We start from the raw sequence: 16,418 nt of genomic DNA, 5'->3' as shown, positions 1-16,418 counted from the left end.
CTACAGTTCGATAGGCTAGTAACGCAAAATTCAGCGCGTGTCGTGTTAACTATGATACATTTACTCGATCGCGATCGCCCTGAGAATAATTTCAACCTTTTATTCGCCTGAGTATGAGTAGCACGTCAGAAGAACAGCAATTCGTAGCGCGATCGCCAGTGAGTGAAGATTATCCCCTGAGTGCTGTCCCCGCCTCAGCACGCAAATCAATTTGGTCTTTAGCTCCCTTGCTGATGGGTTTTACCTTATACTCGGGAACGTTATTTGCTGGGGGTAGGGTAGGTCCATCGTTTCGATTTTTCCCCGATCTCGTCTCGCTGATTGTCGTCGGTAATTTAATTTTAGGTATCTACGCGAGTCTACTAGCTTATATTTCTGCCAAGACGGGGCTGAGTACGGTCTTGATGTCGCGGTTCAGCTTTGGCAATATGGGTTCTCGTTGGGTTGATTTTCTGCTTGGTTTTACCCAAATTGGTTGGTATGCTTGGGGATCGGCGCTGATGGCAGAGTTAGCAAATAAGCTTTTAGGCGTTCCGGCTGGCTGGAATTGGCTGATTATTCTATTTTTTACTTATTTCTTTTGTTCTACAGCGTATATTGGCTATCGGGCGATGGATTGGCTAAGTCGAATTGCCGTCCCAGCAATGTTAATTTTAATGGTTTGGAGTTTGGCGATCGCTGGGATAAAGGTAGGAGGGTTTGCAGGGTTGCAGGCGATCGTTCCTAAAGAACCCATGCCAATCGGTGAAGCCATTACAATTATTGTCGGGACGTTTATTTCAGGCGGAACTCAAGCTACTAACTGGAGTCGATTTGCCAATTCAGGACGCACGGCATGGATAAGTACTCTTAGTGCCTTTTTCTTTGCCAATGGCTTACTCATATTTAGCGGGGCATTCTGCGCTCTAGTTTACGGTAATGAAGACATCGTACAAGTCATGGCGCAGCAAGGATTGCTATTTTGGGGTTTGGTACTGTTGTTCTTGAATATGTGGACGACACAAGATAACACCATCTATGCATTCTCCGTTGCAGGCGCGCATATGTTCCGTACTAACAAACGGACGGCTTTCGTGTTGGGTGGTGCAACTGTTGCTTTAGTGTTAGCTTGGGGCGGAATTTACAATTTACTCGTACCCTACCTGATTTTACTAGGAACGTTTATTCCTCCCATTGGTGGGGTCATAATGGCAGATTACTGGTTGCATCATAAAGGACAGTTCCCTGCACTAACAGAAAAACAGCCTGCATTTAACTGGGCGGGAATTATTGCTTATGTTTTAGCGAGTGCAGTCGCCTACTTCTCTCCAGGCATCAAGCCTATTAATGGCATTATTGCAGCTGCGATCGCCTATTTTATTTTGAGTAAATTTCTAATTCCTAAAAATAACAGAGTGAATCAATAACTTTGATTAATTCCCCCCTAAAAAGGGACTAGGGGGGATCTCTGACTTCAAGTGCATAATTCTGATTAAATTTAAAATCTCTAATTGTCCTTTGTCAAAAGAGCTATTTACAAGATAAAATCCTAAACTATCTATATATATACGTAAATCTACGGAAGAAATCCTAATAGTGAATTAACTTTAAATAAAGTTATCGGTGAAAACTCGCTTGGATATCTTGTATTACTCAAGTTAGCTTTTATTTGAATTTTAGTTTACTGAACTGTAGTATCTCAAAAACTTTAATAACTTTGTAAAGATTCGCGTTGTACTGAGAACTTATAACTTGGTATTTCAGGAATCTTTGCCTGAACTATTCTCTCTACTATTTCTGAGTTATGCAAGAGCGACTTATTGAAACCTCGGAAAATCTAGATTTAGATTTTTCAAAATTATGGTTAATTCTTAAACGCCGTTGGTTACCTGGTGCAAGCGTGTTCAGTGCCATCTTGGGTTTGACAATTATAGCTGTATGCTTGCAGAAACCCGTTTATGAAGCAACTGGAAAACTAATCATTAAGAAAAACGATCAAACGGCTGCTCTCACAGGTTTGGGGCAGGGAATCGGAGACTTGGAAGGTTTAAATCTTCAAAGTAATCCTGTCAATACAGAAATTGAGGTAGTACGTTCCATTCCTCTGTTACAAAAAACTATAGCAGTGCTAAATCTCAAAGACGATCGCAAAAATGAACCACTTAAGCCTGAAGGCTTTATCAACAAACTAAAGTTGAAAAATATTGGTGGAACTGACGTAATGCAAGTAACTTACAAAAGCGTCAGTCCTGATGAAGCTGCTGCTGTCGTCAATAAGTTGATGAACGTTTATCTAGAAAATAATATTCAAACTAACCGAGTTACGGCAACAGCAGCCGGAGATTTTATTGCTAAGCAAATTCCTGATGTTGAAGCCCGCGTGCGGCGAGCTGAAAGCGCCCTGCGCCGCTTTAAAGAACAGAATCACCTGATTGCTTTAGAAGTCGAGGCACAAGGTGCAGTCACGATCATTCAAACTTTAGAAGGACAAATCGCTCAGGTTCGAGCAGAATTAGCAGATGCTAATACTAAGCTGGCAAAACTGCGGCAACAAGTCGGTATGGATGCAGATAATAGCTTGAACCTCAACGCGCTCAATCAGTCTCGTGGCGTGCAAAGAGTTTTAACAGAATATCAAAAAACAGAAGCCGAACTGGCACAACTGCGGACGCGCTATGCGGAAACCTATCCAGGGATCTCTAATCTCAAGCAAAAGAGAACAGCTCTCAAAGCCTTACTAAGCCAACGGATTGCGCAGGCTGTGGGAAAGGCGCGATCCGTAGCTGATGGTAAGTTACAAATCGGTGAAAGTAAACAAAAACTTACTGAAGCGTATATTCAATTAGAAGTAGAGCGTCTGGGTTTGGCAAGTCGTTTAGCTTCTTTATCTGGTGAATATAAGCTCTACAAACAAAGAGCGAATATTCTGCCCAAATTAGAACAGCAACAACGGGAACTCGAAAGACAACTTAAAGCGGCTCAATCAACATATGAAATTCTGCTGCAAAAGCTGCAAGAGGTGAAGGTAGCAGAGAATCAAAATATGGGTAACGCTCGGATTATTGAATCTGCATTAGCCCCCGAAAAAGCTTTGCTGCTCAAACCGGCGATGATTTTGGCAGCAGGGATATTGTTGAGCGTAATGTTATCAAGTGGCACGGTTGCAGCCTTAGAAGTTAAGGATACATCGGTCAAAACTCTGAAGGAAGCAAGAGAGTTATTTGGCTATACCTTTTTAGGAGCTATTCCTTCTCTGACCAAGAAAGCTGCTGCTGATGGAAAAAATGGGGAGACATCTGCGATCGCCCTTCCAGTCAGAGATACTCCGCGTGCGCCGATTGCCGAAGCTTTTCGGATGCTTCAAGCTAATTTAAAATTTTCCAGTTCGGACAAATTGAAAGTGATTTTAGTCACTAGCTCTGTTCCTGGCGAAGGTAAATCTACGGTTTCTGCTAATTTAGGAGCGGCGATCGCTCAATTAGGAAACAGAGTCTTGATTGTTGATGCAGACATGCGCCGTCCCAGACAACATCATATTTGGGAAAAGGCTAATACAGAAGGTTTGAGCGATGCGATCGTTGGTCAGGTAGATTACCAGTCTGCAATCAAAGAAGTTCTGCCTAAGTTGCATATTCTCACATCTGGTGCGACTCCTCCCAACCCAGTAGCATTAATTGATTCCGTGCGAATGACTTCCTTAATCGATAATTTTGCTAAATCGTTTGATTTTGTAATTATTGATGCTCCTCCTGTCTTAGTAGCTGCGGATGCTCTCACTTTGGGTAAGATGGCAGATGGTTTATTGATGGTTGCAAGACCTGGTGTTGTGAGTTCTAATACTGCTGCTACTGCTAGAGATCTATTGCAATCTTCCGGTCAGAAAGTTTTAGGTTTAGTTGTCAATGGCGTGATTTTAGAAAACGAATCTGATAGTTATTACTACTACGTTAAGGATTACTACATGGAGGAAGATTCTACTAGTCGTCAGCGTTCTACAGCTAAGCGTAAGACATAGCAGGAGTAATGTTCAAACCAATTGAAACTATTAGCCAGAGATTAAATCCTCAGCTACGCAAAGTTGCGGTAAATACTGGTTGGCTATTTACTGACCGCTTTCTCCGTATGGGTGTAGGGCTTTTTGTGGGTGTGTGGGTGGCTCGTTATTTAGGAACACAGCAATTTGGTCTATTTAACTATGCCACTGCGTTTGTAGCTTTGCTAACTCCCTTTGCAACTTTAGGTCTGGATAACATAGTAGTTCGTGAAATTGTACGGGACTCTTCACATAAGGATGAAATTCTTGGTACTACTTTCTTTCTCAGATTTTTTGGCGGATTTGTATTAGTTGGATTAGCACTTATTAGCATTTCCCTGCTGCGTTCAGGAGATCGGCTAACTTACTGGGTAGTCAGTGTGTTGTCAGCCGGAGTTATTTTTCAAGCTTTTGACACAATTGATTTGCAGTTTCAGGCGCAGGTTCAATCAAAATATACGGTTATTGCTAAGAATATAGCGTTTATCATTATCACCTTTGTCAAAATAATTTTGATTCAAATTAATGCATCTCTAATAGCTTTTGCTTGGGTAGTTTTGGTAGAAAGCGGGTTAGGTGCAATTGGGTTAGCGATCAACTACCGAATGCAAGGATATAGCCTTTTGGCTTGGCGTTGGAGTCTTACCCGTGCGATCGCCTTACTAAAAGAAAGTTGGGCGCTGATGCTTTCGGGGCTATCGATAATGATTTATATGCGTATCGATCAGATTATGTTGGGACAAACGAGCGGCGATCGCGCCGTCGGACTTTACTCAGCAGCGACTCGGATCTCCGAACTTTGGTACTTCATTCCCACAGCAATTTGCTCTTCCGTCTTTCCTACAATTATTGAGGCAAAGGAAATAAGTGAGAGTTTGTACTATCAGCGCATAAAACAGCTATTGCAGCTGATGGTATTTTTATCCATCGCGATCGCAGTACCTATGACATTTCTGTCGAGAACTTTAGTGGTAGGACTGTTTGGTCAAGAATATATTGCAGCTAGTTCCATTCTTGCAATCCATATTTGGGCATCTCTATTTGTCTTTGTGGGTGTTGCTACTTCTCCTTGGTTTATCACTGAAGGTTTGACAAAGCTTTCTTTACAAAGAACGCTAATTGGTGCGATCGCTAATGTGTTACTAAATTTTCTCTTAATTCCTACTTACTCTGGGAATGGTGCGGCGATCGCTACTGTTATTTCTTATGCCTGTGCTGCTTTTGTTGCAAATTTCTTTAATAAAAAAACAAGAAAAATGTTTTTCATCCAACTCAAAGCACTTTTTCTAATCAATTGAAGCCAATGAACGTGAAACGTACCCTAAAGAGTATTCTTCCTATCAAGATTTGGAGCCTACTGCAAGAATTAAAAAAAAGAATAACCGATAATTATGTTAATAAATCGTATTCTCAAGAAGGAGAGGATCTAATTCTAAGTAAAATATTTGAACGCAGACAAAATGGGTTTTATATTGATGTAGGTGCGCATCATCCAAAACGATTTTCAAATACCTACTTATTTTACCAAAAAGGATGGAATGGAATCAATATTGATGCGATGCCAGGTAGTATGAATCTGTTTAAAACACAAAGATCGAGAGATATTAATATAGAGGCAGCTATTGCTAAAGAAAAAACAGAAATGTCCTTCTTTATGTTTGATGAGCCTGCTCTTAATACCTTTGATAAAAATTTAGCTTCTGAAAGAATTGCTCATGGATGGAAACTTCTTAAAGAGCAAAGTGCGATCGCCGTACCTCTTAAAGAAATACTGAGTAGTAATTTTTTGTTTCATAAAAAAATAGATTTTATGTCAATTGATGTCGAAGGATTAGACTTAGAAGTGCTTTACTCAAACGATTGGCAAGCTTTTAAACCAGAATATATTTTGATTGAATGTTTGAATTTAAGTATCACCGAGCTATCAACCAATGAAACATATCAATTCCTCGTTCAACAAGGATACGAACTCTTTGCGAAAACTTGTAGAACTTTGATACTTAAAACCTCCGGTTTATAATGATGAGTAATTGGCAATTAAAAACACCTGTTGTTTTTATTATCTTTAATCGACCTGATACTACTGCTAAAGTTTTTGAGGCAATTCGTCAAGTTAAACCTCTTCAGCTTTTTGTCATTGCTGACGGCTCTCGTGACGATAAACCTGGTGAAGCTGAAAAGTGTGCTGCTGTCCGTGCAATTATTGAGCAAGTTGATTGGAAATGCGAAGTAATAAAAAATTACTCTGATATTAATATGGGATGCCAGTATCGTGTTTCCAGTGGACTAAACTGGGTTTTTAGTAATATAGAAGAAGCTATCATTCTTGAAGATGATTGTCTACCTCATCCTACTTTTTTTCAGTACTGTGAAGAACTTCTTGAATACTATCGTCACGATAGACGAATTATGTCTATTGCAGGAGTTAATTTTCAAGCTGGACAGCAAAGAACTGAGTATAGCTATTATGTTTCTCTCTACCATGATTGTTGGGGTTGGGCAACCTGGAAACGAGCATGGCAATATTTTGACTTTGATATGAAGCTGTGGCAAACAATCGAGAATAGTGGAATTCTTACAGATAAGTTATCAAGTTTTCAAGCAGCTAAATACTGGAATCATACTTTTCATTCAACTTATAATGGGCGGATTAATAGTTGGTTCTTTCGTTGGTTATTTTCTTGCTGGATTCAAAGTGGTTTAGGTATCTTTCCTAATGTAAATTTAATTTCAAATATTGGTTTTGGACGAGCAGCAACTCATACAACAAGTCATAGCCCATATTCTAATATGAAAATAGGAGAAATTCAGTTTCCGCTCAAACATCCACCATACGTATTACAAAACTCAGATGCAGATAAATTTACTCAAAAAACGAGATTTAACACGCCTATCTGGAGTCGTGCTATGGCAAGATTACAAAAACTTATTTATAAGGTATAAAGATCCAATCGAGGCAATTTATGCTATTTGACATAAAAAATACAAGTTCATTAATAAATGGTTTGTCTAGGCTGATTAAGTATAAACCTAGAAATGCCATAACTTACTACTTGCGTTTTCTCCATAATTGGTGCAACAATAAATTTCAATTCAAAAATTTTACTCAAGGCGAGCTTTCCCATGTTTATAACTCAGTAATTGAACCTAACGTTACAATTTACAAGCAAGTCAAAATTTCTAATTCTCAAATTGGTTCTTTTACTTATATTTGTCAAAACACCGTAGTTAATAGAGCAAGTATAGGTAAATTTTGTTCTATTGCTTCAGATTGTAAAATTGGTTTAGGGAGTCATCCTACTAGATATTTTGTTTCAACTCATCCAATCTTTTTTTCAACTCGGAAACAAGTAGGATTAACATTTTCGAACAAAGACTATTTCAAAGAGTGCGATACTATTACTATAGGAAATGATGTATGGATTGGTACTAACACTATCATTTTAGATGGCGTAAGTATAGGTGATGGAGCAATAATTGCTGCTGGTGCAGTTGTCACTAAAGATATTCCAGCATACGCTATTTATGGTGGTGTTCCAGCAAAACTTATTCGTTATAGGTTTGAAAAGGAAGTAGTGGACTTTCTTCTAAAGTTCAAATGGTGGCTAAAAGACGAAGAGTGGTTGAAGCAAAACTTTAAAGATTTTCATGACATCAATAAATTTAAACAGGCACATGAGTGAGCAGAAAATATTTTATTGTTGTAGTCAAATGTTACAACCTAGTTAATGAAATAAGTTTTAGCAATCAAGCTAGTTTTTAAAGTTTTCTATTTTTATTCAGTAAAATGATTGGCAAAATCCATCTCAAGCCCATAAAAAATGTTTTTATCATATTCGCTTTGTGCCTTTTTATGGGAATTTCATTAGAAAAACCAGAGCCAGGTACTAGATTATTAGAAGCTTATAACCCTTACACAAGCTTCATCAACTATAGTATTTATGGATTAGGAATTTTCTTAGCAAGCTTCAAGTATAAGCAAGTATTAAATTTAGTGTTTAAAGACATTTTTCTATGTGTTCTTCTTACCCTATCACTTCTTTCTACAATCTGGTCAGTAGTACCTATAAGTACTTTTTTTCATAGTATTTCACTTTTAGCAATAACAATTTTTGCCGTTTACCTTGGTACTAGTTATAGCTTAAATGAAATGCTGAGACTATTTCGCTGGTCTCTTGCAATTATAGCAATCTTAGGCTTAGTATTTGCTCTATTTATGCCAGCTAATGCCTTTACTGTTGATTTGCGTACCGGATTGCGTTTTCAAGGCATACTAAGTCATCCAACAAATTGCGGACGCATCATGGTACTAAGTATAGTTCTATGGTTAATTCATGCATTTTATACAAAACATCATAAATTCATTAGTTGGAGCATCGTTGCTATATGTACAACTTCGCTGGTAATTACAAATACTGTCAGCGCCTACTTGTCATTGTTGGAACTCTTGATTCTTTTGTTATTATTGCGAACTTTCAAAACGAAAAACGTTGTTTTAATTTCATTCGTTTTGTTTTTTATTACTTCAATAATCACTATCTTAGCTACGAATTATGAAACCGTTCTAGACTTTTTTCGTCGTGACACTACAGGTACTGGACGAACAATTCTCTGGGAAATAGTTTGGGAAAAAATTATGGAACATCCAGTGTTAGGCTACGGGCTTAATGCTTTTTGGACAGGTTTGGACGGTCCTTGTGCTGATATCTGGCAAAGAATGAGATGGCAAGCACCCCATGCTCACAATGGATTATTAGATGTAGGTTTGCAACTGGGCTTACTCGGTATGTCAGCTTTATTGATGTCATTAGTTAGAAATATTTTTATAGCCATAGGTGAGTTGAAACGGTCAAGCAAACTTGAATCTATCTTACCGATAACTCTTATTACTTTTATAATTATTTCTAACTTAACTGATGTTGGAGTTTTGTCTGCAAGACAAAGTATTATTTGGTTTTTGTACGTATATCTATCTACTTATTTAAGTAAATGTCTCCTTACTAAACGTAAAAATTATAAAAAACCTCGAGAGATAGCTGAGATATACACGCAGTTTAACTCTTAACTACATTTATATTTAACTTTTCCTACCAACGTCAAGCAAAAATCAATTTTAGCTTAGAGGCTAGCTATTCAATGTCCGAGAATCTTTTGTTAAAAGCTAAAAATAATTCATCTCTACCCTTGGTTAGTATTATTACACCATCATATAACCAAGGAAAGTTTATTAGAAAAACGATTGAAAGCGTTTTAACACAGAATTACGAGAAAATTGAGTATTGGGTAATTGATGGAGGTAGCACAGATGAAACAATATCTATTTTAAAAGAATACGAAAGCGATTCACGCTTTCATTGGATAAGCGAAAGCGATTGTGGTCAGAGTGATGCTATCAACAAAGGACTTGCTAGAATTAAAGGAGAAATTTTCTCTTGGCTTAATTCTGATGATGTCCTAACTCAAAATGCACTTTTTGAAGTAGTTTCTGCGTGGATGGAAACTGAGCAACCTAGTATTATTTATGGATTAGCTAGATTTATTGATGAACGCGATAACGATCTTGGTCTTTGTCCTCGCCAGTGTTCAGATATGACACTTAAAAAAATTCTGGCTTGGAAATATCACTTACCGCAACCCGCCGTGTTTGCTCCGGTAAAGTACGTTCGTGAAGTGGGAGGAATAGATTTATCACTCCATTTTGCAATGGACTTTGACCTATGGATTAAGTTAGCTGAAAAACTGCCGTTAAAACACATTTCTTATAACTTAGCTCTATTTCGTCTACATTCAGCATCGAAAACATTTACTATCACTCAAAGTTTGGTAAATGATATTGCAGAAGTATTGAGCAGAGCCAAGACAAGAGGAATTTTAGATGAGAAGCAAGCGCAAAGTCGTGTGAATCTTTTGTGTGCCAAAATGTATATGGAGATGGGAAATTTCTCTACAGCACTGGTTAAACTTAAGTCCGCAGTAATAAACAATCCTTCTGTTACTTTAGAATCAGTAATTTTATTAGTAAGGTGTGTAACTCGTTTTCTCATGGGTGAGAAAAAATGGTTCCAGTTGCGGTTTATTATAATGAATTTTTTGGAGAGCAACAAAAGTTTGAACGATCGCTATTGAGTATGACTTTTGCTGTATAACTATCTTTGCATAAGCATATTCAAACGATACGATTATATTTGCCTTAACTCAACATACGTCTAGACTTTAATCGAGAAATTTATCGGAGTATATTAGTGAAAATTGCTATTGATGCTAGGCATATTTCTAAAGGTGGCATTGGAGAATACATCAGAGAAATTCTAAATAGAATAATTCATGAAACAAATATTAATTTTTTAATCGTAGGAGCTAACGAACAAAGCTTAAACGAAATTAAAGCTCTTAAACCAGAAAGTATCAATGTAATTAGAGGACCAAAAATGTTCTCTATATGGGAACAAATATGGTTGGCAAGGTTTTGTCGAACATACAAACCAGATATATTTTTTAGTCCTCATGTAACTTTTCCTATTTTTTCATCTTGTCCTACAGTCCTCACTGTACATGACACAATTTGGCTAAATTATCCTCAATATGCTACCTCTCGATTAGCTCGAACATACTTCTTACTTATGCTGAGAATAGCAGCTTGGAAGTGTAAAAAAATCATTTGTATTTCAAAAAGCACAGCCTCAGATTTTTCCCATTGGACAGGTGTAAATTCTAGTCGAATAGAAATAATTTATAACGGAGTCAACCTAACACATGGACATCCTCACATATCGCAACAGCTCGATCCGCCCTACTTCGTTTATGTTGGGAATTGGAAACCTTGGAAGCGAGTACCCGATTTGATAGCAGCATTTGAGTTAGTAGATGCTGCTTGTGCAGATAAGGAAGTTCGTCCGAAACTGATTCTTGCAGGTAGGCATAACTATAACCATTCAGATGACGTAGCTTCTAGAATTCAATCCTCCACAGCAAAAGAATACATTCAGGTGCTTGGGGAATTGAATAGAAGTCAGTTAAATAGTCTCATTGCTAGTTCAATAGCTTTAGTTAACCCATCTGAATACGAAGGGTTCGGGTTAACTCTTGTAGAAGCAATGGCGCTAGGAACTCCTGTCATAGCAGCTAGCGGCGGTTCAGTACCGGAAGTTATGGGTAACGCAGGAATTTTAGTTCAACCAAGAGATGTCAATAGTTTAAGTAATGCAATGTTATCGATAATAAACAATCCAGAATTACAAAATACTTTAACCGAGTGTGGAAAAAATAAGGCAAACGAATTTAGCTGGAACAAAACTGCACAACTTACATTAGATGTTTTATTAAATGCAGCCAAATGATTAAAGTATATTAGAAATAATGAAATTGAGACTGTTTGCATTATCAGTAGAAAAACTAGCTATGCTGACAGAGGATTACTAAAAATAGTACCTGGTTTACGTTCGGTTTATAGACTCATTCAAAAAGTCTCATTTTTACCACCATATTCAAAATGAAAATTGCCTTGATCGTTGAATCATGTCTTACTGGAGTTGGCAGTCATGTTTGCATAATTTGCAATAATCTAGCCAAAAAACATGAGGTTCATCTACTTTATTCATCGGCAAGAGCGGATGCCTCTTTTCAAAAAGAGTTATTGCATTTGAGTAATATCGGTGTACGGCTTCAAGAAATTCAGATGTCACGCAACATCAACTTAATATCAGATTGGAAAACGATTCAGGCGATTTCAAACTATATCCGTGAAAATGGTTCTTTTGATATTATTCACTGTCATAGTTCAAAAGCAGGAGTGACTGGACGGATCGCCTCAATATTGAATGGTATGAGCCACAGAACGCTCTATACTCCCAATGGTTTAGCAACATTATCAACTGAAGCAGTTGGATTTAAAGCACTACTAATATGGCTAGCTGAATTATTGCTAGGTTATTTAGCTTGTCAAAAAGTTATCGCTGTATCTCAGGACGAACAAGCTTATATGTTAAAAACTTTTAAATTTAATCCTAATAAAGTTAAGGTTATAGAAAATGGTATTTCCTTGCCTCGCCCTTCTCGTCCTCGTCAGGTGATTCGACAAGAGTTAGGTATTCCTGACGATGCTTTAGTTTTTGGCTTTACAGGTCGATTAACTCATCAAAAAAATCCCGAACTTTTGCTCAAAGCATTTCACAATCTCAATCATCCCCAAAGCTACCTTCTAATTGTTGGTACTGGAGAATTACTAGATACTCTCAAACAAACAACTAATTCTCGTATAATTTTTACAGGTGAAAGAACAGATGTTCCAGACTTACTCAGAGTTTTTGATATTTTTGTTTTACCAAGTCGCTATGAAGGACTCTCTCTAGCTGCTATGGAGGCAATGGCAGCTTCATTGCCAATTATTTGTACTCGAACTTTTGGAGCTAGCGCTTTAGTAATTGAAGGAGTCAACGGTTTTATTATAGAGTCAGAAAATCTACTTGAATTAGTGGACGTAATGAGAAAATTAGCTACATCTTCGACATTGCGTCAATCAATGAGTCGAGCATCAAAAATTCGATTTGAGAAAATTTTTTCAGCAGATCGTATGATGCAATCTTTAAATGAGTTATACGCTGCTTTAATATAAATTCCAGATTAAAAACCCATAGTTTTTCAACAATAATTATTTTCATGGAAATTTACAAAATTAAATTATTTAACGATAGCGCATACGTAATTCTTCGGTTGTCTGATTGCTAGTCTTTATTGCTAAAACAGTGATGTTTTAAAGTTCGATCAAGATTATTTTCAAGTTCATAATTGGAGGACAAATGGCTGCTACATTCAATATCAGTGGTGCTACGATTGTTGAGGGTGAATCTACTAGCCTAGTTTTCACAATTAGCCTTTCAGAACCTCTTACCCTCAGTCAAATCTTAAAATACAGCACGGTTAATGCCACAGCTACGAGCGGACAAGACTATACAGCCGCAAGTAATTTAACTGTCACTTTTAATCCAGGAGAAACTGTTAAGACTATTAGCATTCCCATTCTCAATGACAACATTAATGAAACCGATGAAACATTCTTAGTTAATGTTTTTATTCCTAAAGGTACTCCCCTTAACAGCAGTACTACAGATAATCTGGTGACTACTGGAATTGGTAAGATTACCGACACTAAAGTTGCAGATACTACCACAACTCTAGCTGCTAATATTGAAAATTTAGCTCTTACTGGTACTGCTAATGTTAATGGTATTGGTAATGGTGGTAACAACGTTTTGACCGGTAATAGCGGTAATAATACCCTAGAGGGACTGGCTGGTAACGATAATCTAGATGCTAAAGCAGGTACTGATACCTTAAAGGGCGGAGTTGGCGACGACATCTACACTATTGATAGTACGGACACAGTTGTCGAAGATTTGAATGCAGGCATTGATACTGTTCGAACTAACTTTGACTATTCTCTCTCAACCTCAACCTCTAACGTCGAAAATCTCATCTTACTGGGAACTGAAAATCTGACTGGTACTGGTAACAGTAGCAATAATAGCCTGATTGGTAATAGTGGTAACAATACCCTTGATGGTCAGGCTGGCAACGACATCCTTGATGGCAAAGCTGGTGCTGATACCTTAAAAGGCGGGGTTGGTGATGATGTTTACGTTATAGATAACGTAGGAGACACGGTTATTGAAGATACCGACCCAAGTAGCGATACGATTCAAGCTAATTTCACTTACTCCTTGGCTAATCTTACCAACGTAGAAAACTTAACTCTTTTGGGAACTAGCCAAATCGATGGTACGGGCAACAGTAGCGATAATACACTCATTGGTAATAGTAATAGCAACACTCTAACAGGTGGTGCTGGCAACGATGTCCTTGATGGCGGCGCTGGTATTGACACGCTTATAGGTGGTGCTGGAGATGATAGATACGTTCTCGACAACCCAAGCGATAATCCGATTGAATCTGACAGCAGTGGCAATGACACCGGCGGCAGAGACACCATCGAAACCGATTTCAGCTATACCCTGAAAGACAGATTTGAGACGTTAGTCTTGACAGGAACTGGCAAGATTGAAGGGATAGGTAACGGCGTTGCTAATACTATAACTGGCAATAGTAGTGACAACCTCCTTGATGGTGGATTAGGTAATGATACACTAGCTGGTGGGACTGGCAACGACACTTATATTATTGACAACGTTGCTGATAGAGTGACTGAATACGGCGGTCAAGGCATTGACACAGTTGTGTCATCAATAAATTACGAGCGATCGCTAGATAGTAACGTTGAGAATTTAACTCTGACTGGAAGTGCTACCACTGGGGCTGGCAATACCATCAATAACATCCTCATCGGTAATAATCTCAATAACAGTCTCAGTGGTGATAGTGGTAACGATACTCTTGATGGTGGAGTTGGAGCTGATAACCTTTCTGGTGGAACAAACAACGATACATACATTGTCGACAACACTGGAGATGTAGTAACGGAAGGCTCTACGCTACTGAATGAGATTGACCTCGTACAAGCATCGGTTTCTTACACATTGACTAATAATGTCGAAGAGTTGACATTAACCGGAATCACCAACATCAATGGTACAGGTAATATCTTAAACAACAAGATAATCGGCAATGTTGGTAACAACACTCTTAGAGGTAATGTTGGCAACGATTCCCTCTATGGTGGAGATGGAGATGACTGGCTTCTCGATGACTCTGCAAATGGTGGAGATGATTTGCTTGACGGTGGCGCTGGCAAAGATTATCTCAAAGGCGGAGTCGGCAATGATACATATGTCGTTAACAATTTCAGAGACCAAGTTGTAGAAACCTGGTCTAATGGAACTGATAGCGGTGGCAATGACACCGTTAAGTCTTCCATCACCTATGCTCTAGGAATCAATGTTGAAAATCTCACCTTAACCGATTTAGCTAGCAACGGTACTGGCAATAGCTTGAACAACTCAGTCGTTGGTAACAATATAGCTAATACCCTCGATGGTAAAGATGGTAACGACTACCTTGATGGTGGTGGCGGTAAAGACCTCATCCTTGGTGGGCTTGGTAACGATACCCTCGATGGCAGTACAGGTGACATCGATACCTTATATGGCGGGTTGGGGAACGATACTTATCTCGTCGGTCTACCAGAAGACATCATTGTGGAAGCTGCTAATGAGGGGTTGGATACCGTACACTCCGCCGCCACTTCCTACACTATCAGCGATAACGTTGAAAACTTAGTGCTGTACCAGGGCAACATTAGTGGTACTGGTAACGATTTGGATAACAACATTTCAGTTGATAGTAGTCTGACTACTCAATATGCCAACATCATCAATGGTGGTGCTGGTAACGACACTATGTCGGGCAGGTTAGGTAACGATGTCTACTACGTTGACAGTACTGGCGATATCATTATTGAGTCAGCAGGAACTGATACAGGTTTTGATACTGTTCATGCTTCAGTTAGTTACACGTTAACAGATAACGTTGAGAAACTTGTTCTTACTGGCTTTGATGCTCTCAATGGTACTGGTAATGCTGGTAATAACGTTTTGATTGGGAACACTAGCAATAATACCCTTGAAGGTTTAACAGGAAACGATTACCTGGATGGTGGGTTAGGCAGCGATACCATGAAAGGCGGTGACGGTGACGACTCTTACGTAGTTGACAATGCTGGAGATGCAGTAAGTGAGAACACAAATGCAGGTCTCGACCTCGTATTTTCTTCCATCAACTACAGCCTGACGACTAATGTAGAAAACCTGACTTTAACTGGAAACGCAGATATCAACGGTACTGGTAACAGTCTAGACAACATCATTTCCGGCAATGATGGTGCTAATAAGCTGGCAGGTGGTACGGGGAACGATACATTGCTCGGTAGTGCAGGTAATGACACCCTGGTAGGTCAAGGAGCCAATGATACTTTAGTAGGTGGAACTGGAGCCGATCGCTTCGATTACAATACTGGTGCCGCCTTCTCTACGTTTGATATTGGTGTCGATATTATTAGCGATTTCAAGAGCAGCGAATTAGACAAAATTGTCCTCGGCAAAATGACCTTCGGACTTACCAGCAATGTTGGCAGTGGATTCAGTTCTACTGAAGAGTTTGCATCAGTTGGTACGGATGCCGCTGCTAAAAGCAGTACTGCAAAAATCGTATACAGCTTAGAAACCGGAAACTTGTTCTACAATCCAGATCTAGGCGTATTAGGAGGAGAGTCAGCCGTCGCTCAATTCTCCGGTAAACCTACTCTCAGTGCCAGCGATTTTATTATTGCCTAAGTGATTTCTGGTTAGTATAGCGTTAAGCTTTACTACAAACTAGAGGTGCGTGAATCGCCGCGCACCTCTAATGCATATCTTCTCATTGTAAATACTTGAATTCACCGAGTTCGTTGATAAATCGT

General features: G+C 38.7%; 11 protein-coding genes. All 11 read left to right on the top strand.

Annotated elements, in window-relative coordinates; translation table 11 throughout:
* Window positions 1-113: 113 nt before the first annotated feature.
* The 11 genes from codB to ACRC32_RS26865 all read left to right on the top strand — a co-directional run bounded on the left by codB (window position 114) and on the right by ACRC32_RS26865 (window position 16,293).
* On the top strand, window positions 114-1,406 hold the full coding sequence (gene codB, locus ACRC32_RS26915; RefSeq protein ID WP_438556852.1) for a cytosine permease: 1,293 nt from the start codon (window positions 114-116) through the stop codon (window positions 1,404-1,406).
* Window positions 1,407-1,783: 377 nt separating this feature from the next.
* Window positions 1,784-3,994 carry a GumC family protein gene (locus ACRC32_RS26910; RefSeq protein ID WP_438556851.1) on the top strand — a complete coding sequence of 737 codons (2,211 nt, stop codon included), beginning with the start codon at window positions 1,784-1,786 and terminating at the stop codon, window positions 3,992-3,994.
* Window positions 3,995-4,002: 8 nt separating this feature from the next.
* Window positions 4,003-5,310: a flippase gene (locus tag ACRC32_RS26905; protein ID WP_438556850.1), complete on the top strand. Its 1,308-nt coding sequence runs from the start codon at window positions 4,003-4,005 to the stop codon at window positions 5,308-5,310.
* A 5-nt stretch (window positions 5,311-5,315) separates the two neighbouring features.
* Window positions 5,316-6,032 (top strand): FkbM family methyltransferase, encoded by a 717-nt coding sequence (locus ACRC32_RS26900; RefSeq protein WP_438556849.1) that lies wholly within the window; start codon window positions 5,316-5,318, stop codon window positions 6,030-6,032.
* Window positions 6,033-6,034: 2 nt separating this feature from the next.
* On the top strand, window positions 6,035-6,955 hold the full coding sequence (locus ACRC32_RS26895; RefSeq protein ID WP_438556879.1) for a glycosyltransferase family A protein: 921 nt from the start codon (window positions 6,035-6,037) through the stop codon (window positions 6,953-6,955).
* Window positions 6,956-6,975: 20 nt separating this feature from the next.
* Window positions 6,976-7,695: a CatB-related O-acetyltransferase gene (locus ACRC32_RS26890; RefSeq protein ID WP_438556848.1), complete on the top strand. Its 720-nt coding sequence runs from the start codon at window positions 6,976-6,978 to the stop codon at window positions 7,693-7,695.
* A 170-nt stretch (window positions 7,696-7,865) separates the two neighbouring features.
* Window positions 7,866-9,077, top strand: a complete 1,212-nt coding sequence (locus ACRC32_RS26885) for an O-antigen ligase family protein (protein ID WP_438556847.1) — start codon at window positions 7,866-7,868, stop codon at window positions 9,075-9,077.
* 71 nt (window positions 9,078-9,148) lie between these two features.
* Complete coding sequence (locus ACRC32_RS26880) at window positions 9,149-10,138, top strand: glycosyltransferase family 2 protein (RefSeq protein WP_438556846.1); 990 nt, start codon at window positions 9,149-9,151, stop codon at window positions 10,136-10,138.
* A gap of 116 nt (window positions 10,139-10,254) precedes the next feature.
* On the top strand, window positions 10,255-11,349 hold the full coding sequence (locus ACRC32_RS26875; RefSeq protein ID WP_438556845.1) for a glycosyltransferase family 4 protein: 1,095 nt from the start codon (window positions 10,255-10,257) through the stop codon (window positions 11,347-11,349).
* A 152-nt stretch (window positions 11,350-11,501) separates the two neighbouring features.
* Window positions 11,502-12,623, top strand: coding sequence for a glycosyltransferase (locus ACRC32_RS26870; RefSeq protein ID WP_438556844.1), 1,122 nt, complete (start codon window positions 11,502-11,504; stop codon window positions 12,621-12,623).
* 184 nt (window positions 12,624-12,807) lie between these two features.
* Window positions 12,808-16,293 (top strand): Calx-beta domain-containing protein, encoded by a 3,486-nt coding sequence (locus ACRC32_RS26865; RefSeq protein ID WP_438556843.1) that lies wholly within the window; start codon window positions 12,808-12,810, stop codon window positions 16,291-16,293.
* Window positions 16,294-16,418: the final 125 nt, after the last annotated feature.

It is taken from the genome of Chroococcidiopsis sp. (assembly GCF_051657925.1).
Classification (GTDB): domain Bacteria; phylum Cyanobacteriota; class Cyanobacteriia; order Cyanobacteriales; family Chroococcidiopsidaceae; genus Chroococcidiopsis.
The sequence above is the reverse complement of the archived record's forward strand: the minus strand, read 5'-3'. Positions and strand labels throughout refer to the sequence as shown.

Coding starts and splice junctions, on each gene's coding strand:
- codB (WP_438556852.1), top strand. CDS start 114: ATGAGTAGCACGTCAGAAGAACAGCAATTCGTAGCGCGATCGCCAGTG.
- ACRC32_RS26910 (WP_438556851.1), top strand. CDS start 1,784: ATGCAAGAGCGACTTATTGAAACCTCGGAAAATCTAGATTTAGATTTT.
- ACRC32_RS26905 (WP_438556850.1), top strand. CDS start 4,003: ATGTTCAAACCAATTGAAACTATTAGCCAGAGATTAAATCCTCAGCTA.
- ACRC32_RS26900 (WP_438556849.1), top strand. CDS start 5,316: ATGAACGTGAAACGTACCCTAAAGAGTATTCTTCCTATCAAGATTTGG.
- ACRC32_RS26895 (WP_438556879.1), top strand. CDS start 6,035: ATGAGTAATTGGCAATTAAAAACACCTGTTGTTTTTATTATCTTTAAT.
- ACRC32_RS26890 (WP_438556848.1), top strand. CDS start 6,976: ATGCTATTTGACATAAAAAATACAAGTTCATTAATAAATGGTTTGTCT.
- ACRC32_RS26885 (WP_438556847.1), top strand. CDS start 7,866: ATGGGAATTTCATTAGAAAAACCAGAGCCAGGTACTAGATTATTAGAA.
- ACRC32_RS26880 (WP_438556846.1), top strand. CDS start 9,149: ATGTCCGAGAATCTTTTGTTAAAAGCTAAAAATAATTCATCTCTACCC.
- ACRC32_RS26870 (WP_438556844.1), top strand. CDS start 11,502: ATGAAAATTGCCTTGATCGTTGAATCATGTCTTACTGGAGTTGGCAGT.
- ACRC32_RS26865 (WP_438556843.1), top strand. CDS start 12,808: ATGGCTGCTACATTCAATATCAGTGGTGCTACGATTGTTGAGGGTGAA.